The 19,965-nt window shown below is 64.4% G+C and carries 20 protein-coding genes; 15 read left to right on the forward strand and 5 right to left on the reverse strand.

Annotation, left to right across the window (positions count from 1 at the left end; translation table 11 throughout):
• Positions 1-33: 33 nt before the first annotated feature.
• The gene (locus CK224_RS11315; protein WP_095776280.1) at positions 34-1,215 is read right to left on the reverse strand and encodes an MFS transporter; all 1,182 of its coding nucleotides are present in this window, start codon (positions 1,213-1,215) and stop codon (positions 34-36) included.
• 48 nt (positions 1,216-1,263) lie between these two features.
• Here CK224_RS11315 and CK224_RS11320 point away from each other — a divergent pair, with 48 nt between their 5' ends.
• Positions 1,264-1,803 carry an Lrp/AsnC family transcriptional regulator gene (locus CK224_RS11320; protein ID WP_095776664.1) on the forward strand — a complete coding sequence of 180 codons (540 nt, stop codon included), beginning with the start codon at positions 1,264-1,266 and terminating at the stop codon, positions 1,801-1,803.
• 9 nt (positions 1,804-1,812) lie between these two features.
• On the opposite strand, the gene CK224_RS11325 is transcribed toward CK224_RS11320, so the two are convergent.
• Positions 1,813-3,099, reverse strand: a complete 1,287-nt coding sequence (locus CK224_RS11325) for a D-tagatose-bisphosphate aldolase, class II, non-catalytic subunit (protein ID WP_095781811.1) — start codon at positions 3,097-3,099, stop codon at positions 1,813-1,815.
• Positions 3,096-4,043 carry a sugar kinase gene (locus tag CK224_RS11330; RefSeq protein WP_095776665.1) on the reverse strand — a complete coding sequence of 316 codons (948 nt, stop codon included), beginning with the start codon at positions 4,041-4,043 and terminating at the stop codon, positions 3,096-3,098. Before CK224_RS11330 ends, CK224_RS11325 begins: the two co-directional genes overlap by 4 nt.
• A 218-nt stretch (positions 4,044-4,261) precedes the next feature.
• Here CK224_RS11330 and CK224_RS11335 point away from each other — a divergent pair, with 218 nt between their 5' ends.
• Positions 4,262-5,284 carry a LacI family DNA-binding transcriptional regulator gene (locus tag CK224_RS11335; RefSeq protein WP_095781978.1) on the forward strand — a complete coding sequence of 341 codons (1,023 nt, stop codon included), beginning with the start codon at positions 4,262-4,264 and terminating at the stop codon, positions 5,282-5,284.
• 34 nt (positions 5,285-5,318) lie between these two features.
• Here CK224_RS11335 and CK224_RS11340 read toward each other — a convergent pair whose 3' ends face one another.
• Entirely contained in the window at positions 5,319-6,467 is a 1,149-nt protein-coding gene (locus CK224_RS11340; RefSeq protein ID WP_095781812.1) for a Gfo/Idh/MocA family oxidoreductase, read from the reverse strand.
• Positions 6,468-6,652: 185 nt separating this feature from the next.
• Here CK224_RS11340 and CK224_RS11345 point away from each other — a divergent pair, with 185 nt between their 5' ends.
• The 12 genes from CK224_RS11345 (at position 6,653) to CK224_RS11400 (ending at position 18,250) form a co-directional block, all read left to right on the forward strand.
• Positions 6,653-7,453, forward strand: coding sequence for a class I fructose-bisphosphate aldolase (locus CK224_RS11345; protein WP_066989013.1), 801 nt, complete (start codon positions 6,653-6,655; stop codon positions 7,451-7,453).
• 3 nt (positions 7,454-7,456) lie between these two features.
• Positions 7,457-8,404 (forward strand): PfkB family carbohydrate kinase, encoded by a 948-nt coding sequence (locus CK224_RS11350; RefSeq protein WP_095781813.1) that lies wholly within the window; start codon positions 7,457-7,459, stop codon positions 8,402-8,404.
• Between the two features lie 87 nt (positions 8,405-8,491).
• The gene (locus CK224_RS11355; RefSeq protein ID WP_095781814.1) at positions 8,492-9,637 is read left to right on the forward strand and encodes an ABC transporter ATP-binding protein; all 1,146 of its coding nucleotides are present in this window, start codon (positions 8,492-8,494) and stop codon (positions 9,635-9,637) included.
• A gap of 121 nt (positions 9,638-9,758) precedes the next feature.
• The gene (locus tag CK224_RS11360; protein WP_095781815.1) at positions 9,759-11,006 is read left to right on the forward strand and encodes a sugar ABC transporter substrate-binding protein; all 1,248 of its coding nucleotides are present in this window, start codon (positions 9,759-9,761) and stop codon (positions 11,004-11,006) included.
• 129 nt (positions 11,007-11,135) lie between these two features.
• Positions 11,136-12,032, forward strand: coding sequence for a sugar ABC transporter permease (locus CK224_RS11365; RefSeq protein WP_095776286.1), 897 nt, complete (start codon positions 11,136-11,138; stop codon positions 12,030-12,032).
• Positions 12,033-12,037: 5 nt separating this feature from the next.
• On the forward strand, positions 12,038-12,880 hold the full coding sequence (locus tag CK224_RS11370; protein ID WP_095781816.1) for a carbohydrate ABC transporter permease: 843 nt from the start codon (positions 12,038-12,040) through the stop codon (positions 12,878-12,880).
• A 63-nt stretch (positions 12,881-12,943) separates the two neighbouring features.
• A complete protein-coding gene (locus CK224_RS11375) occupies positions 12,944-13,765 on the forward strand; it encodes a sugar phosphate isomerase/epimerase (RefSeq protein ID WP_095781817.1) in 822 nt (273 codons plus the stop codon).
• 4 nt (positions 13,766-13,769) lie between these two features.
• Positions 13,770-14,846, forward strand: coding sequence for a Gfo/Idh/MocA family oxidoreductase (locus CK224_RS11380; RefSeq protein ID WP_095781818.1), 1,077 nt, complete (start codon positions 13,770-13,772; stop codon positions 14,844-14,846).
• On the forward strand, positions 14,846-15,664 hold the full coding sequence (locus CK224_RS11385) for a sugar phosphate isomerase/epimerase family protein (RefSeq protein WP_095781819.1): 819 nt from the start codon (positions 14,846-14,848) through the stop codon (positions 15,662-15,664). Before CK224_RS11380 ends, CK224_RS11385 begins: the two co-directional genes overlap by 1 nt.
• Positions 15,664-16,482, forward strand: coding sequence for an alpha/beta hydrolase (locus CK224_RS11390; protein WP_095781820.1), 819 nt, complete (start codon positions 15,664-15,666; stop codon positions 16,480-16,482). Before CK224_RS11385 ends, CK224_RS11390 begins: the two co-directional genes overlap by 1 nt.
• Entirely contained in the window at positions 16,479-17,201 is a 723-nt protein-coding gene (locus CK224_RS11395; protein ID WP_095781821.1) for a ribulose-phosphate 3-epimerase, read from the forward strand. Before CK224_RS11390 ends, CK224_RS11395 begins: the two co-directional genes overlap by 4 nt.
• Entirely contained in the window at positions 17,201-18,250 is a 1,050-nt protein-coding gene (locus tag CK224_RS11400; RefSeq protein WP_066989037.1) for an ROK family protein, read from the forward strand. Before CK224_RS11395 ends, CK224_RS11400 begins: the two co-directional genes overlap by 1 nt.
• Here the strand turns inward: CK224_RS11400 and CK224_RS11405 are convergent.
• Positions 18,216-18,773, reverse strand: coding sequence for a hypothetical protein (locus CK224_RS11405; RefSeq protein WP_245307625.1), 558 nt, complete (start codon positions 18,771-18,773; stop codon positions 18,216-18,218). The genes CK224_RS11400 and CK224_RS11405 overlap by 35 nt on opposite strands.
• Positions 18,774-18,994: 221 nt before the next feature.
• On the opposite strand from CK224_RS11405, the gene CK224_RS11410 reads away from it, so the two are divergent.
• Positions 18,995-19,951, forward strand: coding sequence for a LysR family transcriptional regulator (locus CK224_RS11410; protein ID WP_066989039.1), 957 nt, complete (start codon positions 18,995-18,997; stop codon positions 19,949-19,951).
• Positions 19,952-19,965 lie beyond the last annotated feature (14 nt).

Genomic DNA, 19,965 nt, shown 5'->3' on the forward strand with positions numbered 1-19,965 from the left:
AGCCTTAGCCAAGGAGCGAAGCGACACGCAAGCCTATTGCCGGGCAGAGCGCCACGCTGCGGCCGATGCCGCCACCAGCATCAGCAAGGCGGCGACCAGGGCGCAGTTGGCGAAGCCGAGGGCGGTGTAGAGCGGGCCGAAACCGGCGGTGCCGACGGTTACGGCGAAATAGGTGACTGCGCTGTTCAGGCCCATGATCGTGCCGCGCCGCGCGGCGTCGAGCGCGGTGAGCCGCATCACCAGAACGTTCAGCCCGAAATGGTTGGCAAGGCCCCAGACGGCGATCGTCGCCATCAGCAGGCCGAAGGTGCCGCTGGCCGAGGCGATCGCCACATAGACGGCGGCGACCAGCAGATAGGCGAAGGGCATGACACGGCGGGCGCCGAGACGGTCGATGACGCCGTCAAGCAGCGCCGCCGCGCCGAAGCCGAGCCCGTAAGCGATCGCCGCCAGCCCGTTGGCGCTGACCGGCTCGCCGAGACCTTCATGGAGATGATCGCCGAGATAGCCGTAGACGCCATAGAAGGCGGTCATGAAGGCGCCGCAGGCGATCAGCAGCGGCAGGATTCCGGGCACAGCCAGCGCGCCGAGCGGCGACGGTGCCGGACCGCTTTTCCTGGTGTCGCGCAGCGAGCTGACCGACAGGCCGGCGACGGCGGCTCCGGCGAGAAGCGCGACAGCGGCGAAGACGGCCCGCCAATGGATCAGATCGGCAAGCACCGCCGACAGCGACACTCCGGCGACCATGGACAGCGTCCAGCCGGTCAGCACGACGCCGATCGTTCCGCTCTCGCGGCCGGGCGGCGCGATCGCTGCGGAGCTGGCGTAGATCGCCGGCATGGCGACGCCAGCAGCGATGCCGGCAACGAGCTGGGCCGCGACCAGCGCCGCCACCGTCGGCGCGAGCGCGCTGCCCACCAGCGCCAGCGCAAGCAACAGCAATGCGCCCTGCAGCATGCGGCGGGCGCCGATCCGGTCGATATAGCGGGCAAGAAAAAGCGCGCTGGCCGAGGTGCCGAGGCCGAAGGCAGCGGCGGCCGTCATCACCGCCGGCACGCTTGCCGCGAAGGATGCCGCGACGGCGGGCGCTATCGGCCCGAGAACCAGTGAGTTGGAGCCGATGACGGCGATGCAGCCGGTGAGCAGGTAGGCTGCGGCCGGGATCGGTGCACGGGACGCCGCAGCCAGAATCGCTGATTGATCACTGTTCGACATATCTCCATAATGGCCGAATTGAATTCAGCATCAATGGAGAATTTCCAAATGGACTCAGAAACAGATGACGTTCAGCGGAACAAGCAGCCAACCCGTGAGGTCGACCCGATCGACCGAAAAATATTAGGCGTTCTGGTCGATGATGCGACCATCAGTTATGCCGAGCTCGGCGATCGCGTCGGCCTGTCGCCACCGGCGGCGCATGAGCGGGTGAAGCGGCTCAGGCGCAGCGGCGCCATCCGCGCCACCTCGGCGATCATCGATCCGAAGGCGGTGAAGAAGCCGCTGCTCGCCTTCGTGCACATCGATACCAGGGGCTGGGGCAAGACGCCGGAATTGATGGCGATCTCGGAATGCCCGGAAGTGGAAGAGATCCATTCGGTCGCCGGCGACACCTGCATGCTGCTCAAGGTACGCACCGAGGATACAAGGGCGCTGGAAGGCCTGCTGTCGCGTATCTACGAGACGCCGGGCGTGGTCTCGACGCGCAGCTATGTGGTGCTTTCAACCTATCTCGAACGGCCGGTCCAGCCAGAGATCACGGCCGAATGGCCGGCACCCAAACATATGGCGACGCCTGTCTACTAATCCACCGGCTTACGGGGTCGTGGCGCTGCGATAGATATCGAGGACGCGCGTGACGCTGGCAATCTGAAGCTCATGCGCGGTCGGCGTGATCCGACCGGCGCCGACCTCGGCATCGAGATGGCCGAGATACTGGCTAATCAGGGGGCGTGGAATTTCACGCTTGCCGAGTGCCGCCAGCAGCGCTTCGGTCGCATGCTGTGCGTCGGGCAATGGCCAGTAGTAGCGGATGCGGTCGCTGAAGGAGAAATGCCGCTGCAGGCGCTGCTCATCAGGCGTTCCCGGATAATATTTCTGCCAAATGCCGGGCGAGGCCAGCATGATGCGTTCCATCGCGGCCGTCAGGCTTTCGCGCGAGGGATCGGGCGCGAGCGCGTCGGCGATGTGGCTCAGGCCATAGAGCGCCTCGCGCAACGCGAAGGTGAGCCAGGGGCCGACCTTGAGGATGGCGAAGCCGTCGCGCACGAGCGCGGCCAAAGCTTCCGCGGGCTGATAGTCGGTCGAATGCGCCTCGAAGACGAATTGCGGCTGGCTTTCCAGGGCAGCGACCAGCTTCGTCGGCCTCTCGGGCGCATAGGCGATGATGTCGGCATTGCCGAATTCGACGCCGGGCTGAACGACGACACCGACGGCCCGGGCAAAAGCGGCATCGAGGCCGAGACGGGAGAAGGCCTGGCGATGGAGCTCGACCGTGCGGAGCGCATCGGCCGGCTCGGTCACATGCATATGGTCGAGCGCTTCCAGCGCGCCGCCCGGAACCGGCACTTCGGTGCCGATGATGTAGACGGGTTTTTCACCGCCCGAGCGGGCGACCGCCGCCTCGGCAACCGCCGCAAGCTCCGCCGCGCGCGCGGCAATCGTCTCGTCGGCGAGTGCCACGGAATCGTCGGCACAAGCCATGCTGGTGTCGAGATGCAGCTTGGTGAAGCCGGCGGAGGCATAGGCGTCGATCATCGCCGCCGCCTTGTTCATCGCTTCCGCCGCGGGCAGATGCTTCCACGGATTCGGGCCGAGGTGATCGCCGCCGAGGATCAGCCGGTCGAACGGAAAGCCGGTCCTGCCTGCTTGCGTCTCGACGAAGGCTCGAAAGGCGGCCGGGGTCATGCCGGTATAGCCGCCCTCGTGATTGACCTGGTTGCAGGTCGCCTCGATCAGCACATCGGCGCCATTCCTCGCGCCGTGGCGGAGCGTCGCTTCGATCACCAGCGGGTGCGCCGAACAGATCGAGGCGATGCCGCCCTTCGCGCCTGCCGCGCGGCGAGCGGCGATGCCAGCGAATCTTGTCGTGGCGCCGGTCATGCGCGTGCGGTCGCTTTTGCGATGAAGGCCTCGACGTCGGCGAGCCGGTGAATGCCTTCCATCGGCCCCTTGCGGGTAACGGCGAGCGCGCCGCAGGCATTGGCGATGCGCAGTGCATCGGCGGGCGAGGCACCGCGCAGCCAGAAGGAAACGAAGGCGGCGCCGAAGCAATCGCCGGCGCCGGTCGGATCGACTTCCTCGACCACAAAGCCGGGCATGGCGAGCGTGCCCTTGCGGTCGTGATAAGTGGCGCCATCGGCGCCTTTCTTCAGCACGATGCAGGAGATGCCTCGCCCCAGCAATTCGCGGACCGCGGCCTGTTCGTCGCTGGCGGACGAGAAAAGGAACAGTTCGTTGCCGCTCGGCAGGAAGACATCTGTCTGCGCGAGCACATGATCGAGCGCCTGACGCGTGCCGGACGCCTGCATGATCTCGCGACGGATGTTCGGATCGAAGGACACCGTGCCGCTCTTGGCCTTCACGGCCGCGATCGCGGCGAGTGCGACGTCGGTGGCGCGATCGGAAAAAAGCGAAGAGCCCATGACATGGACATGATCGGCTCCGGCCAAGAGCCGCTTCGCGGCATCGTCCATTTCCAAAAGGCCGGCGGCGCTGTTCCGGATATTGAAAACAAAATGCCTGGATGCATCGGTCCGGTAGGCGACGAAGGCGGTGCCGGTTGCATGGCCTTCACGGACGGCGATTGCCGAAACGTCGGCGCCGAGCGCGCTGAGCCGGTCGATGTTCAACTGGCCGAAATCGTCCCCGCCGACGGCGCCGATGAGACCCGCAGGCTGGCCGAGCGCCGCCGCTTGGCCGATGAAGATCGCCGGGGCGCCGGACGGAAAGGGGCCGGCGAGCGGACCGGGCTCGAGGAAGCTCTGGCCGATTGATTCCGCCATGATCTCAACGAGGATCTCGCCGGCTGAGACCAGCTTCTTCATCACGTCCTCCCAGCATTCGCCATGCATGGCTTTAGGGCTTGGAATACGGCCCCCTCTTTTTCACGTCAATTAATAAATTTACGCATGGAATAATTTCTCCGGACGCGTTGAAACTTGCGGAGCTTCCTGTAAAGTTTCAACTTGCAGGCGCACGCCGATGCGCCGTATGAGCGCCGGAGCAGCCCATGGGAGCGAGGTTCCATGCCGCGAGGGTTTGGATGCCGATGACTCACAAGACGATGGAGGAGTTCGCCCGTTCCTGCGGCGTCTCCAGGCCGACCTTGTCGAAATTCTTCGACGATCCGACCAGCGTCAAGCCGGCGACGCGAAAACGCATCGAGGATGCGCTGCGCTCGTCCGACTATCAGCCCAATCTGTTCGCGCGAAACCTCAACCGCAAGCGCACCCGCAGCATCGGCATCGTCGTGCCGACGGTGACCGACCCGTTCTATTCCGAGATGGTCAGCCGCATCGAACTCAGGCTGCGCGACGAAGGCTACTGGCCGATCGTCATTTCCTCGCATGGATCGAGCGAACTGGAAGCCGAGGCGACGCGGACGATCCTGTCGTTGAAGGTCTCCGGCGCGCTGATAGCACCACTCGGCCGGCGCTCGGACCAGCGGGCGATCGAGAAGCTGACGCAGGCGATCCCGATTGTCTATTTCGACACCTATCTCGAAGGCGGCACGCCTTTCGTCGGCAACAACAATGTGCAGAGCATGTCGACCATCGTCGACTATCTCTGCCGCTCGGGCGACGCCCCGATCTATTTCGATATTCCGCATGTCAATCATAATTCGCGCGAGCGGGTGGAGAGTTATGTCGATGCCATGAAGCGGCTCGGGGAGGAGCCGCTCGTCTTCGGCAATACCGACGACTACACATGGGAATTCGAACGGATCGGCTACGAACAGACGGAAAAGCTGCTCGGCAATGGCGGCCTGCCGGGCAAGACCATATTGTGCGCCAACGATCGTCTCGCCTTCGGCGTGATGGCGGCCGCCTTCTCGAAAGGGCTGAAGGTGGGTCGCAAGGCGGATTGCGACCTGCGGGTGGCTGCGCATGACGATCATCCGCTCAGCCGCTACACCTGCCCGGCGCTCACCACCATGGCGCAGGATTTCGCGGCGATGGCCGGAAGCAGCGTCGAGACGCTGCTTACCCTGCTCGACGAGGACGGCGCGCCCGTCGCGCCGAAGGTCAGTCTCGACGCGACGCTGGTGATGCGCCAGTCGGCCTAGGGATACCGAACTCCCGCTGGGCGATCACGGCGCCTCAGGCAAGCAGGCTCGCCGCCTCGTCTTCGCCGAGCAGCGGCGGCTGGTCGACCGAGCCGACGACGGCGACGGAGTTCCGGCTTTCGCCGGAGGCGAGGATCGCTTCCATGACCTCGAGCACGTGCAGCGCCAGTTCGCCGGACGCGCGGGGTCTGCGCCCTTCCGACAGCGACCTCGCCAGGTCGGCGACGCCGAGCATGCGATAGTTGGCGCGGTCCGGTCCGGCATAGGGCCAGTTGCGCGCGCCGTAGAACTCGCCTTCGCTCTCGAAATCCCTCCAGTCGGCGCCGTGCGCCGACAATGAGACCGTGCCGCCAAACGTGTCGGGATCGGGTAGCCTGAGCGAGCCTTCCGTCCCGTGTAGCTCGATCGGATGGTTGGAATGCTTGAAGACGTCCCAAGAGGCGCCGAAGGTGACGGTGGCGCCGTAGTGGAATTCGAGCAGCGACAGGATGTTGGTCGGCGTGCCGACCCTGAAGCTGGTGTTTTTGTAAGGGCCTTCGGCGGTGATCAGGCGCTCGTCCTGACCGCGCGTCGTCATCGCCATGACGCGGGCGACCGGGCCGAGCAGGTTGACCAGCATCGTCAGGTAGTATGGCCCCATGTCGAACACCGGACCGCCGCCCGGCTGATAGTAGAATTGCGGATTGGGATGCCAATGCTCCATGCCGCGCCCCATCATGAAGGCGGTGCCGGTCACGGCGCGGCCGATCGCGCCCTCGTCCATTAGGCGGCGGGCACGCCGCCCGGCTGCGCCGAGGAAGGTGTCTGGAGCCGAACCCAGCAGCAGATCGCGCTTCGCCGCCTCCGCGACCAGCCGGCGGCCCTCGCCGGCCGAGGTCGCCAGAGGCTTTTCCGTGAAGACGTGCTTGCCCGCGGAAAGCGCCGAATGGGTGATGTCGAAATGCGCCGACGGAACGGTGAGGTTGAGGACGAGATCGACCTCGGGATCGGCCAGCAGCGCATCGACCGGCAGCGCGCGGATACCGTATTCCCTGGCCCGTAGCGCGGCCATGTCGGCGGAAATATCGGCGCAGGCGCGCAGTTCCACGCCGGCGAAAAGTGCTGCGTTGCGCAAATAGGTCATCGATATGTTGCCGCAACCGATAACGCCGATACCGAGCTTCGCTCCTGACTTTGCTTGCATTTTCCTTCCGACCTCCCGGTGCGGCACCGCCGCAGACAACCCGCTGCAACGGCGGCGGACCGTGTTCGTGACTCGCTATAGCGCATTTTAAATCTTGACGCGCGTAAAATTTTTATAGAGCATGTGAAAATGCTGGCTCGACATCGGAGGCCGCCAGCTCAAAACGATTGAGGAATTTTGCACTCATGAGCCTAGGAACCAAGGTGCGCCTTGCGCGCCTCTTCTCGCATCCGTCCGGGAAGCTTTTTGGCGGCGCGGTCGACCACTTTGTCGGCTATGGCGACGTGCGCAAAGGCGGGCTTGCCGATCTGCCCGGTGCGCTCGCGCGCGTCATGATGGGCAAACCCGACTACGTCAGCATCCAGCCCGGCACCGCGCGCCATCTGTGGCCGCAATATGCGGGCAAAGCGTCTCTGGTGATCCAGGCGGGCTGCTTCACCCCAGACGATCGCATCAGCGAGCTGATTGCAACGCCGGAGGATGCGGTGCGCGCCGGGGCCGATGCGTTGGCCGTGGCCATTCCGGTGCGCGGCGCGACCGAGGGTAAGTACATACGCTGGCTGACCGACTCGGTGAATGCGGCGGCACGCTACGGCATGCCGGTGGTGGCGCATATCTACCCGCGCGATTTCACCGACGGAGCAAAAATCGTCTTCACCCCCGACGAGATCGCCTATGCGGCGCGCATCGGCTACGAGTCCGGCGTCGACGTGATCAAGATAGGCTACACGGGCGATTTCGAGTCGTTCCGAGAGACCGTCCGGACCTGCCCGGTGCCGGTTGTGATCGCGGGTGGTCCGAAAACCGAGACGCTGCTCGGCGCCCTTCAGCAGACGGCGGACGCCATACGTGCCGGCGCGCGCGGTGCCGTGGTCGGTCGCAATCTCTGGGGGCACGGCGATCCGCAGAAGGCGGCACTTGCCTTTCGGAGCGTCATCCATGACGGCCTTTCGGCAGAAGACGCCCTGGCGAAGGCGGGTGCCTGAACGATGCCCACCGTCCCTTCAATCCTCGGCTTCGGCGCTATTGCGATCGACGACATCGTCTATGTCGATCAGCCGTTGTCGGCGGGCAAGGGGAAGGTTCTGCAAACTGCCCGAACTTTCGGCGGAAATGTCGCGACGGCCCTTGCCGCCGTCGCGCGGCTCGGCGGAACCGCCGGGTTCGTCGGATGGCTGGCCAGTGCCGCTGACGACGCCGTGCTGTGCGATCTCGTTGCGAGCGGAGTTGAAACCGCATTCGCGCCGCGCCACCCGCACGCACGCCCGGTGCGCTCGCGGATCACCGTCGGCTCGGATGGGGAGAGGTTCATCGCGTATGACGACGAAGCGATGCTGGGCACCGCGCCAGACTTTCCGGACGAGGTCCTCAGCCGCGCGGCCGTCCTGATCGTCGATAGTTACGCGATCCGGTCGATGGATGTCGTGGCTCGGGCTCGCGATCTCGGCCTTGCAATCCTCGGCGATATCGAATGGAGCAGCGGCCCAGCCACCGAGAGGCTGATCGGGCTCTGCGACCATCTTATTCTTCCCCTCGGCTTCGCGCGGACTGCCACGGGCGGCCGATCGCCCGCCGAGATGCTCGACGCATTGTGGATGCCGTCGCGGTCCACCGTGGTTCTGACTGACGGCGGCAGGGGCGTCTATTATCGCGGACGCGACGAGGCAGGGCTCTGGCACCTGCCTCCGCACCGGGTTGCCGCCGTTGACTCGACTGGCGCCGGTGACTGCTTTCACGGTGCCTATGCCCATGCATTGACGCGCGGAGCCGAGACCGCAGGCCGGGTCGCATTCGCGGCCGCGGCCGCGGCCCTGTCGATAACGGGGCGTGGCGGGCGCGAGGCGCTGCCGACCGAGGGCCAGGTCACGGAACTCTTGGCATCGACGAACGCCCCGTCGGCAGTCGAACTGAAATCGCAGCTCGATACCGGAACATAGTTGAAACTATCCGAGGAACATTCGCAGGCGAACATAGGCCGATAATAATCATAATAACGAGCGGCTTAGCCTTGTGGAGGGAGGAAGATGGCAGAAGTCATTCTTGAGAATATCTGCAAGACCTATGGGAACAACTTTCACGCAATCGACCAATTGAACCTGTCGGTCGAGGATGGCGAGTTCTTGATTCTCGTCAAGCCGTCCGGCTGCGGCAAATCCACCGCGCTGCGAATGATCGCGGGATTGGAGGACGTGACAAGCGGCAGCCTTCGGATCGGCGGAGTCGACGTCGTCGACATGCCGCCCAAGGACCGCGACATCGCGATGGTCTTCCAGAGCTACGCGCTCTACCCGCATATGACGGTGTTCGAAAACATCGCCTTTTCGATGCGGCTGGCAGGCAAGCCGAAGGCCGAGCGCAAGAAGCGGGTGGACGAGATTGCCAAAACCCTTCAGCTGACATCTCTGCTCGACAGCAAACCCGCGAACCTTTCAGGCGGACAGCGTCAACGGGTTGCCATGGGCCGCGCCATGGTGCGCGAGCCGGCCGCCTTCCTCATGGACGAACCCCTTTCCAATCTGGACGCGAAGCTGCGTGTTCAAATGCGCGCCGAAATCACCAGCCTGCAAAAGCAGCTCGGCGTCACGACCATATACGTGACCCACGACCAAACCGAGGCGATGACGATGGGGGACAGGGTCGCGGTGTTGAAGGGCGGCGTGCTGCAGCAGGTCGACACTCCCAAGAGACTCTATGAATCGCCGGTGAACGCCTTCGTTGCCGGCTTCATCGGTTCTCCTTCGATGAACCTGTTCGAGGCGACGCTGACGGGCGACGAACTGATGTCCGGCACCTTCGCCATCCGGCTGCAGGACGCAGCCTTCGTGCGCAGGCCGTCCTTGAGGACGTATGCGGGGCGCAAGGTCGTGTTCGGGATCCGACCGGAGGATCTCTATGACAGCAGTCTCGAATCCGGCCGCAAGTATCAGACGATCCCGGCAAAGGTGACCTCGATCGAAGAACTCGGGTCCGAACACATCGTTCATCTCAGCATCGACGCGGTGCGGGTGGACTCCGGCGATCCGGACGCGGTGCAGGATTTCGGCATGACCTCGAACGCGGTGGCGAAATTCGAACCGGTCAGCACAGTCCTGCCCGGCTCGGAGATCCGCTTGGCCGTAGACGACGCCAAGCTCCATTTCTTCGATCCCGAAACGCATCTGGCGATCTGAAGATTTGTCGCAGAGCCCGCAGGCAGGAGCGATGCGCCTGCGAAAGTACTCGTAAGAAGACTTCTGAATGAAGCAGACGATCGTCCGCATTGTGCGGTCGATCTTAAGAAGGAGGAGAAAAATGACGTTTCGGATACGACCCGCGATGCTGAAAATGGCCGCGGCCGCATGGCTGCTCGGCGCAACCGGCGCCATGGCGGACACGACGCTGGAATTCACGCAGTGGTGGGAGCCAGAGCTGCCCGCAGGCTCCTTGCGCAAAATCATGGACGAGTTCGAGGCTGCAAACCCCGGGATCAAGGTGACGCTGGTCAGCGGCCCCTATGCGACCACGCGAGACCAGATCTCGGTCGGTGCTGCGACCGGAACGCTTAGCGACGTTGTCGGTCTCGATGGCGCTTGGGTGAACAATCTGAACGCACAAAATGCGCTGGCCGACATGAACCGGATGATGGATGCGAGCGGCTTCGACAAGAGCCAGGTCGCGGACATCATCAAGGTGGACGGCAAAGCGGTGATGTTTCCCGTGGCTTCGTTCGTCTATCCGGTCTTCGTCAATATGGACCTCGCCGCCAAGGCAGGTGTGAGCAAGCTGCCGTCGACCCGCGCGGAGTTTCTCGAAGCCGCCAAGAAGATGACCCATGCCGACAAGAACCAGTATGGCTGGGTGCTGCCCCTGTCGCTGCAAACACCGTCCGGCGTTCAGAACGACATGATGTCGTGGGTTTGGGCTTCGGGCCAGTCGATGATGGCGAATGGCAAGCCCGACCTCGAGGGCAAACCGGTGGTGGATATGCTCAGCTTCGTGAAATCGCTCAACGACGCCGGCACCATCTCGCCCGGCATCGCCACCAAGACGGAACAGGAGAAGGTCGAGGAATTCGTCAACGACCGGGTCGGGATGATGATCGACTCGCTCGCGCATGTGAACCTCATCCGCAAACGCAATCCCAAGCTGAACTTCGATCTCATCCCGGTCCCGGTCGTGGAGAACTACAACGGCAAGCGCGGCCTTCCCTACGCCTCCTGGGGCATCGGTATCTCTGCCGGCTCGAAGCACCAGGAGGAGGCCTGGAAGCTCGTCCAATTTCTGATGAGTGAAAAGGTGAACGCCAAGCTCGTGTCGCTTGCAAACGCCTTCCCGGGCAACGTCAACGCCAAGCCCGATTTCGTGACGTCCGACAAGGCATTCGCAAAGGCTTTCGAAATCTTCAAGACCGGTTATCTCGCCAACGAGTTCACGGGTCTGCCGGTGGCGGAAGACCTGATGACCCAGTTCGACGTGGAAGCCCAGAAGATGCTTGCCGGCGAGCAGTCTCCGGAACAAGCCGCAGCCAACGCTCAAAAGGGCTGGATGGCGAAATTCTGATCGGCCTGTTCCCCGTTCACTTTCTCGACCGGGTGGCCTGACTTCGGGCAGGCCGCCCGGCCACAACGAATCGGTGGACCCGTATTCCGAAGCTCACCTTCTCTTGAAGGCGTATTTCAAGGTTGGCACATGACCCCGCAGAAGCGCTCCCATCACAGACTGAAACGAGCGGTCGCACCCTATCTCTATCTGTCGCCCTCGCTCCTCATAATCGGTCTTCTGATGCTGCTGCCGATGGTGACGGTGATTGCCTATTCGTTCCAGAACAGCGCGGTGCTGCGCCGTGACCCATCCTTTGCCGGACTGAAACACTACCAGGCGATCTTTGCCGATCCCGTGTTTTGGGCTTCGCTGTGGCACACGCTCTACTTCACTTGCATGAGTGTCGTTTTCCACATGACCATCGGCATGGTCTTCGCACTCATGCTGAACAGCGACCGCATTAATCCGACGCTGCGCAATATTCTGCGCGTGCTCTACATACTGCCTTGGCTGTTCACTGCGGTCATTATCGCCGTGATCTGGCGCCTCCTGCTCGAGCCGAACGGGGTCGTGAACAGCATTCTCATGCAGATGGGCATCATCGGTTCCAAGGTCGAGTGGTTTTCCTCGCCCGAGACCGCGCTGCACGCCGTCACCTTCGCCAATATCTGGGCGGGGTACCCGCTTTTCATGGTCAGCCTGCTCGCAGGGCTGCAGGGCATTCCCAAGGATTTCTACGAGGCCGCCGATATCGACGGCGCCAAGGCCTACCAGAAGCTGATCTTCATCACCATCCCGCAGTTGATGCCGATCATCATCAGCATCTCGCTGCTCGACTTCATCTGGACCATGCAGGTCTTCCCATTGATCTGGATAACGACGGGCGGTGGTCCGATCTACTCGACCGAGGTCCTCAGCACCTACACCTATAAGCTGGCGTTTTCGAGCTACAACCTGTCTCAGGCGTCGGCGAGCGCTGTGGTCATCCTGCTGATCTCGCTTGGCCTGACGCTGTTCTACATCCGTTATCAAAAGGCTCGGTAGTCACCATGAGGAAAAGGCACACGCCGAAAGACAGGCTGATCACCGTCGCGCTCCATGTAGCGCTTGTCGCGGGGCTCTTTTTCGCGGCCTTCCCGATCTACTGGATGCTCAGCAGCTCGTTCAAGTCGAATACCGAAATCTTTGCCCTGCCACCAACCATCCTGCCGAAGGCCTTCACGCTGGAAGCGTACGCAGCCATCGTTGGCGACCCGGTAAAGCTGCGCTTCTTCTTCAACAGCTACTTCGTGGCGGCAGCGGTGACCGTGCTGACGGTGCTGATCGCCTTGCTGGCGGCCTACGGGTTCAGCCGCTTCAACTTTCGCGGCAAGGGCAGCCTGAACACACTCATCATCAGCACGCAGACGATTCCGCCGATCACGCTTCTCATCCCCTTCTTCGGGCTTGTCGTCTCGTATCGCATCTTCGACACCTATATCGCGCTCATCCTGACTTACTTGGTGTTTACGCTGCCCTACGCGATCCTGCTGATGACGGGATATCTCAACACCTTGCCCCGCGATCTCGATGAAGCGGTGGCTGTCGACGGCGGCACCAGTTGGACAGCGCTTTGGCGGGTGATCGTCCCGATCTCGCTGCCTGGTATCGCGGCGACGTCTGTCTACACCTTCCTGTTATGCTGGAACGAATTTCTCTTTGCGCTGACGCTGACCAAGTCGACGTCCATGCGCACCGTGCCGATCGGCATCCAGCTGTTGATGGGGCAGCACGCCTTCGAATGGAACCAGATGATGGCGATGAGCGTGCTCGGCTCGTTACCGCTTTTGCTCATCTACCTCGTTGCCCAGAGATTCTTCCTCGCAGGCATGACCGCGGGCTCGGTCAAGTAGGACGTCCCTCCCATGAAGACGCAGAGCGACACCAAGGAATGGGCGGTATCAAGGAATGAAAGAATGAACGTGAAAGACCTCAAAGTCGGCTGCCAGACTTTTACCTGGGAGATGCTCGGCGACCGTTTTGGCGGCGGCCCGGACGATCTCATCAAGGCGATTTCCGACGGCGGCTATGCCGGCATCGAGATCACCGACACGATGATCGGTCGCTATGCCGGCAAGCCTGCGGAGTTCGCCGCCGCGTTGAAGACATCCGGCCTCATGCTGGTCTCGTTCGCCTTCGGCTCGAAGAGCGGCTTCACGCTCAAGGAGAAAATCGGCGAGGACCTCGAAACCGCCGGGCGTTGGATCGACTTCGCCGCCGCCTTTCCGGGAGCGCTGGTGTCGATGGGCTCGGCAACCGTCGTCTCCGACGGCCCGCGCGACCACAAATTCGCCATCGCCGCCGAGGTCTACAACAAGGCCGGCGAGCTCGGCCGCAAGGCCGGCGTCCAGGTCGCGGTCCATCCGAGCTCGCACCACAACACTTTGCTTTTCGACCGCGCCGACTATGACCGCATCTTCGGGCTGATCGATGCGTCGCTGGTCGGCTGGGTGCCGGACACCGGCCACATCCTGCGCGGCCGTCAGGACATGGCCGATACGCTCACCACCTATCGCGACCGCATTCGCTATGTGCATCTGAAAGACGTCGATGCCAACGGCAGTTGGGCGATGCTCGGCCAGGGTGTCTGCGACACGGCTAAGGTGATCGAGATCGCCAGCGCCGCGCCCAACTTCAGCGGCTGGCTGGTGCTGGAGGAGGAATCCGAAACCGCCGCCGCCGATCCGGCTGGCGCGGTGAAGACCAATCGCCAGACCATGCGCGGCTACGGGGCTTGAGGCGATGATCCGCAAACAAGACCGTCGTCTTCGTGTCGGTGTGCTCGGCTGCGGGCCGATCGCGCAGTTCGCGCATCTGGAATCCTGCGTGAAGGCAGCCAATGCCGACCTCTACGCGATCTGCGACGCGGCGCCCGACCTGCTTGCGCGCATGAGCGCCACCTACGAGCCCGAAAAAATGTATGGCGACTATGACGAGATGCTCGCCGACCCCAAGTTGGAGGCGGTGATCGTCGCGACGTCCGACGCGTACCACGTGCCGATGTCGATCCGGGCGCTCGAAGCCGGCAAGCACGCGCTTTGCGAAAAGCCGATCGGCATTTCCGTCGAAGAAGGCGAGAGGCTGGCGGAAGCGGTCAAGCGCTCCGGCAAGGTGCTTCAGGTCGGGCATATGAAGCGCTTCGACCCGGCGCTGGAGGCGGCGCGCGATTTCGTGCGCGACGAGATGGGCGAGATCCTGGCGCTGAAGGCCTGGTATTGCGATTCCACCCATCGCTACACCAATACCGACGCCGTGCAGCCGCTGCCCGTCACCAGCAAGCTGGCGAGGAAGCCGGCCGGCAATCCGAAGGCGGACCTGAGACAGTATTTCATGCTGGCGCATGGCTCGCATCTGGTCGACACGGCGCGCTTCCTGTGCGGCGACATCACCGCCGTGCGCGCGCGGCTCAACCAACGCTTCGGCGCTTATTGCTGGTTCGTCGAGACGGAGTTCGCCAATGGCGCGCTCGGCCATCTCGATCTGACCGTTGCGGTACGCATGGACTGGCACGAGGGCTTCCAGCTCTATGGCGAGAACGGCTCGGTGATCGCGAAGACCTTCAATCCTTGGTATTTCCGCGCCAGCGAGGTCGACATTTTCCACGAGAAGGACGCGACGTCGCGCAAGCCGCTCGGCGCCGACGGCCACTTCTTCCGCCGCCAACTGGAAGGCCTCGCCGACACGGTGCTCAACGGCGCGCCGCAGCGCGGCGCTACCGTGGAGGACGGGCTCGCTTCGATCCGTGCCATGGTGGCGATCGCCCGCTCGGTCGAAAGCGGCCAGCGCGTTGAGCTCGCCGGCGTCACCGGAGCGGTCTGATGCAGGTCGGGGTGTTCGCCAAGACTTTTCCAGGCGGCGAGCCGGCCGGCGTGCTCGCCGCCGTTCGCGAAGCGGGCTTCGCAGTCACCCAGTTCAACCTTGGCTGCGCCGGCCTGCCGTCGATGCCGGACGATGTTCCCGACGAAGCGATCCGCGCCATCGATGCAGCGGCCAAGGCTAGCGGCGTCGGTCTCGTCGCGCTGTCGGGAACCTACAACATGGCGCATCCGGACAGCCGGGTGCGTGATGACGGGCTGCGGCGGCTCGGGGTGGTCATTGAGGCAGCCGCCAGGCTTTCGATCCCGCTGGTGACACTGTGCACCGGAACGCGCAACGCCGAGGAACAATGGGCGCACCACCCCGACAATGCCGATCCCTCGGCTTGGGCCGACATGGCGCGGGAAATGGAGAAGGCGCTTCAGCTCGCCGAGCGCCACGGCGTCGATCTCGGCATCGAGCCGGAGCAAGCCAACATCGTCACCTCCGCCGATGACGCCGCGCGGCTGATTTCCGAGATGGGTTCGAACCGGCTGCGCATCGTGCTCGACCCCGCCAATCTGTTCGAGCGAGCGAATGCCGACGAGGCACGCGGCATCGTTGCTGAAGCGGTCGAGCGCACGGCTGGTCATGTCGCGCTTGCGCACGCCAAGGACCGTTTCGCCGATGGGCGCTTCGCCACGGCCGGACGAGGCGTGGTCGACTTCGACGACTTCGTCGCTCGCCTGAGGGCCACAGGCTTCGACGGGCCGCTGGTGACGCACGGGCTTTCGGCCGAGGAAGCGCCGGGCGTCGCCCGCTTCCTCAAGGGGCTCATGTGATGGGCACGCTGCTGCGCGACGGTGCCACGCTGCATATGACCGACACCGGCGAAGGCCTGGCGGTCGTCTTTCAGCATGGGCTCGGCGGCGGCGAGGCGCAGGTCACGCAGACTTTCCCCGCAGGCTTCCGGCGCATCACGCTGGAATGCCGCGGGCATGGCGGCTCTGGGCTTGGCAAGCGGCGGCCGTTCTCGTTCGAAATCTTCGCTGACGATGTGCTTGCCGCTGCCGATCGTGCCGGCCTCGACCGCTTCGTTGCCGGCGGCGTCTCGATGGGCGCCGCGATCGCGCTTCGCCTCGCCTGCCGTCATCCGCGGCGCGTCGCCGCCCTGGTCCTGGTGCGGCCGGCATGGACGTTTTCGCCGGCACCGCAGAACATGCAGCCGATCACCGAGGCCGCCGAGCTCATCCTGGAACACGGGGCCGACAAAGGGCGGACGATCTTCGCACGATCGGACACGGCCACGCGGCTCTACCGCGAGGCGCCCGACAATCTGTCCTCGCTGCTCGGCTATTTCGACCGGCCCGACGCCAAGGAGTTCGCGCAAGTGCTCGCCGACATCGCCGGCGACGGTCCAGGCGTTTGCGACCGCGACGTCGCGGCGCTCGAAATTCCTGGGCTGGTCGTCGGCAACGCGATGGACGCGGTGCATCCGCTATCGAGCGCCTACACGCTTGCCGCCGCGATGCCGCACGCGGTCTTCGCCGAAATCACGCCGAAGGCGAGCAACAGCGCCAGACATTTCATCGAACTGCACGAGCAGATCAGTTCCTTCCTCCAGTCCAACTCGAATGCCCGGAGCCTCATTCCGTCATGACCGCCAAACCCGTCTCCGGACCCGCGGCAATAGCCGCACTGCCGCGCAACCGGCTTATCGGCGAATTCTCGCTGTGGTCGGCGGATCTCGCCAATATGGAGCGCGACCTGAATCGCATCGAACCCCATGCCGATCTGCACCACATCGACGTGGCGGACGCCCGCTTCACCCCCGGCTTCTTGTTCTTCCCCGACATGGTGGCGCGCATCGCCAGGCTGACGGCGAAGCCGATCCACGTTCATCTGATGGTCGAGGCCGAGATCGTCGAGGCTCAGACGCGCCAGTTCATCGAGGCTGGTGCCGATCTCGTCACCATCCATGCCGAGAACGGCGCGGCAGGCTTGCGCGCCGTGAAGCTGGCGCGCGAGCTCGGCGCAGAGGCCGGCGTGGTGCTGCGGCTGGAGACGCCGGTTGAAGCGATCGAGCCGTTCCTGCCACGCGTGGCCTTCGTGACGCTGCTCGGCACCTCGATCGGGGTGAAGGGACAGAGCCTGTCCGAGGAAGCCTGCCCAAGGCTGGTCGGGGCGCGCGCCCTGATGAGGAAGGCCGGCCGCGAGGCCGACATCCGGCTCGCCGCCGATGGCGGCATCCGCCATGAGACGGTGCCGCTGCTGCGCGCCGCCGGCGCCGACACGGTGGTGCTGGGCTCGCTCGCTTTCGGCGATCCCGATCTCGCCCAGCGCATGGCCTGGCTGCATGGACTGAAGGCCGCCGCCTGATGAGCACGATCGCCCTTGCCTTCGATCTCGGCGGCACGGAACTGCGCGGCGCGCTGGTCGAGCGCAGCGGCGAGGTCGTCAAGCGCGTCTCGGCGCCGACGCTCGCCGGCGCCGGATCGGAAGCGGTCATCGGCCAGATCATCGCGCTGGCGGACAGGCTGCTTAAAGAACACCCGCAGGCAAAGGTCAGCGGCATCGGCATGTGCGCGCCGGGGCCGCTCGACCCCAAGGCAGGCATCGTCATCGGGCCGCCGACGCTCGCCGGCTGGCACAACGTGCCGCTGATCGACATCCTCAGCCGCCAGTTCGGCTTGCCGGTACGGCTGGAGAACGACGCCAATGCCGCGGCGCTCGGCGAGTGGCGTTTCGGCGCTGGCCGCGGCGCGGGCTCGCTGGTCTTCGTCACCGTCTCGACCGGCATCGGCGGCGGCGTGGTCGCTGATGGCCACATCTACCATGGAAGACGCGGGCTCGCGGCCGAGATCGGCCACATGACCATCACCGGCGAAGGCGACCGCTGTTTCTGCGGCAACGTCGGCTGCTTCGAGGCCGTTGCTTCCGGCACCGCGCTCGGGCGCCGGGCGACCCGCCTCACCAAGCCAGGCGACGGCTCGGTGCTCAGACGTCTTTCCGACGACGGCGACGTCTCGGCCCGGCATGTCGTGGATGCCGCGCGCGCCGGCGACGCGGCCGCCCGCGAACTGGTCGAGACCGAGGCGAAATGGCTGGGCATCGGCTTCACCAATCTCCTGCATCTCTATTCGCCGGACCTGATCGTCATGGGGGGCGGCCTCGCAAACGGGTTCGATCTGCTGGCGCCGGGCATCAGGGCGACGGTCGAGGAACGCGCCATGCAAGCCTATCGCGACGTGCCGATCGTGCCGGCCGAACTCGGCGACCGCGCCGGGCTGGTCGGCGCGGCAAGCCTGATCCTGTGGGAGGGCGAGCCGGGAACGGCGCTGGCGATGGTGCAGAACGAGCAAACGAAGCTCGGCGAAAAGACGGCCCGATCGATCATCGAACGGATGAAGGAGAGCGAAGGGAACTGAGACCGCCCGCCTTCCTATTGTCCGCGCCCGGCTCGGTCTTGGGCTGAGGTCGCGCCAGAAGATAAAGGGCGGCCACGTGCGTAATCATCAGCAGGGGCACATAGATGATCGGGATCGCGTATGCGGCGCCCAGCTGCCCGGCCTGCTCGGGCAGATGAAGCACGGTGCCGTGATAGTAGTCGCCGACGAGGTCGACTATTCCCACCAGATTGAAGGCCGCGACGGACGGCCAGAAGATCGAGGACCGCTTCACGCCAAGCAGCGCCAGCATGGCCAGCAGCCCGGTCGCGAAATCGCCATAGGCGGCAAAGACCGCGAAGTCCGCCGGGAGGTTCGGGCCAACCACGCCCGGAACCAGGAAGACCAGCCCGAAGAAGCGGAAGCTGTGCAGCGTCGCGATAGCGCGCTGCGCCTCGACGCGGTCCATGAGCCTGAGCCTCGGCCAGATATAGGCGCCGAAGCAGAGCAGCCACGGGACGTAGCCCAGGACGAGATGGATGTTGAAGATCGTCGCCGGCGTCATACTTGCCTCCCGTTAGAGATTGGCTGGAACGGCTTCGAATACCGCCTTCAGGATACCGAGACGGCCTTCCAACAGAGATTTAGCGAAGGCGGCGGCCCCGACGCCCGCAACCGCACGCGATCCAAATCGTCCGTCATTGCCACTTCCCTCCAGCCTTCCAATCGACAACACAGATACGACCGCTTTGTGCCGGGAACTATCCGCGATAATCTCAATGGGTCATGAAGCAAAACTTCACAGTCCGGCATGGCGCCCTCGACGGCGTCGAGGCGTTCCTGAGCGTCGCCAGGCATCGCAATTTCCGCAAGGCGGCGGCGGAGCTCGGCGTCACGCCATCGGCGATCAGCCAGGCGGTGCGGACATTGGAAGCGCGCATCGGCGCCGCGCTGTTCGTCCGCACGACACGCAGCGTCGGCCTGACCGAAGCCGGCGAGCGTTTTTTCTCGCGTGCCCGGCCAGCCTTCGAGGAATTGGTAGCAGCAAGCGAGGTCGCGCGCGAAGTCGGCCAGCGGCCGGCTGGGCTTTTGCGCCTGTCGGTACCGCCTGCGGTGGTGCCGACGCTGCTGGAGCCGATGATCGCGTCCTTCTGCCAGGCCTATCCCGAGATCGAGCTGGAGATCGTCGCTAGCGGCGAGCTGGCGGACCTCGCAGCCGAGGGATTCGACGCCGGTATCCGGCTCGGCGACCTCATCGCGGCCGACATGGTCGCGGTTCGACTGACGCCGTCCTTCCCGATGGTGGTCGTCGGCAGTCCCGACTATCTACGCCAGCGAACAACGCCGGAGCGCATCGAGGATCTGCGCCACCATGCCTGCCTGCGCCTGCGCCGATCGAACGGTTCGGTCGCGCCGTGGCGCTTCGCCAAAGGCAACAAGGCGGTCGAGGCAATCGTTTCCGGGCCGTTCATTGCACACGACTATCCCACGCTGCTTGGCGCTGCGATCCGGGGCGCCGGGCTTGCCCAGGTGCCAAGCCCGATTGCCGCCGCGGCGCTCGCGGACGGGCGCCTCGAAACGCTGCTTTCGGCCTTCGCTGCGACATCGCCGGGTGTCTTCCTCTACTATCCGGAAAAACATCAGGTCCTGCCCAAGCTGCGCGCGTTCATCGATCACATCAGGTATCGAGGCGGCGCCGAGACCTCCCGAAAACGGCCGAGGGAACGGCAGGCCCAGGTCTAGCGCATCAGGCCGAT

It is taken from the genome of Mesorhizobium sp. WSM3862 (genome assembly GCF_002294985.1).
Lineage (GTDB): Bacteria > Pseudomonadota > Alphaproteobacteria > Rhizobiales > Rhizobiaceae > Mesorhizobium.